Origin of the sequence: Inquilinus limosus MP06 (assembly GCF_000767795.1) — a bacterium.
GTDB lineage: Bacteria > Pseudomonadota > Alphaproteobacteria > DSM-16000 > Inquilinaceae > Inquilinus > Inquilinus limosus_E.
In genome coordinates, this window is sequence record NZ_JANX01000942.1 from 1 (window position 1) to 1,434 (window position 1,434).

A 1,434-nucleotide genomic window follows, 5' to 3' on the forward strand; every position below is an offset into this window, starting at 1 on the left:
GACGTTGACCTGGTGCAGCCGGCGCCACAGATCCGGCGTCGCCGCCTTCAGGTCGCCATGCGGCACGGTGGCGGTGATGCCGGCGCTGTTGACCAGGGCGTCGATCCGGCCGTGCCGGGCCAGCACCGCCCGCACCAGGGCCGGCGGCCCGTCATCCGTCGCCAGGTCGGCGGCGGTGTAGCCGGCGCCGCCGCCCAGCTCCGCCGCCAGGGCCTCTCCGGCCTCGGCCGAGGCGCGGGAATGCAGCGCCACGGACCAGCCCTCGGCGGCCAGCCGCCGGGCCACCGCCGCGCCGATGCCCGAGGTCGATCCGGTGACCAGCGCCACCGGCCGCTCCGCTGCGATCATGATCCTGTCCCTCGATGTCGTCTCCCACCGCGCGCGCCACCAAGGGCGGTGCGGCGGCCATCCGCAGCCCCTATAGTGCCCGCCATGACGCAGTCCGACGAGATGATGGTGTTCGACCGGGCGCTGGTGCGCCGGCGGCGCGACCGCGCGGCGCCAGGCCTGGCCGGGCACGGCTTCCTGTTCGAGCATGTGGCGGCGATGCTGGCCGACCGGCTGCTCGACGTCACCCGCCGCTTCCCGGTGGCGCTGGACCTCGGTTGCCATGACGGCACCATGGCCCGGGCGCTGGAGCGCAGCGGCCGGATCGACACGCTGGTCCAGGCCGACCTGTCCCCCGCCTTGGCCCGCAGCGCCGCGGCGAACGGCCGACCGACCCTGGCCTGCGACGAGGAGCTGCTGCCCTTCGGCGCGGCCACGCTGGACCTGGTGCTGAGCAACCTGTCGCTGCACTGGGTCAACGACCTGCCGGGCGCGCTGCTGCAGATTCGCCAGGCGCTGCGGCCGGACGGGCTGTTCCTGGCGGCGATGCTGGGCGCCGGTACGCTGGCCGAGCTGCGCACCGCCCTGGTCGAGGCGGAGACCGAGCTGATGGGCGGCGCCAGCCCGCGCCTGTCGCCCTTCGCCGACCTGCGCGACGCCGCCGGCCTGCTGCAGCGCGCCGGCTTCGCGCTGCCGGTGGCGGATGCGGAGACGGTGATCGTCAGTTACGAGAACGCCTTCCGGCTGATCGCCGACCTGCGCGGCATGGGCGAGACCAATGCCGGGCTCAACCGCAACCCGGCGATCCCGCCGCGCGCCTTCTGGCCCACGGTCGCTACCCGCTATGCCGAGCGCTTTGCCGAGCCGGACGGCCGCATCCCGGCCAGCTTCGAGGTGCTGTTCCTGGCCGGCTGGGCCCCGCATGACAGCCAGCAGCGACCCCGCCCGCGCGGCAGCGCCACCCGCTCCCTGGCCGAGGCGCTGGGGACAGTCGAGCGGCCGGTGAAGCAATAGCGCCCCTCAGCCTGGGGTAAGCTCCCGTCTCATGACGATGGCGTCGATCGCATCGGCGCCGACCTTGTAGTAGCCCTTGCGGATTCCGGCCTC

General features: G+C 74.3%; 2 protein-coding genes. One reads left to right on the forward strand and one right to left on the reverse strand.

What is annotated here, in order from left to right; all coding sequences use genetic code 11:
- On the reverse strand, window positions 1-348 hold a 348-nt coding region (locus P409_RS34215; RefSeq protein WP_034849288.1), incomplete at its 3' end, for an SDR family NAD(P)-dependent oxidoreductase.
- A gap of 84 nt (window positions 349-432) precedes the next feature.
- Here P409_RS34215 and P409_RS34220 point away from each other — a divergent pair.
- Entirely contained in the window at window positions 433-1,341 is a 909-nt protein-coding gene (locus P409_RS34220) for a methyltransferase domain-containing protein (RefSeq protein ID WP_034849289.1), read from the forward strand.
- Window positions 1,342-1,434: the final 93 nt, after the last annotated feature.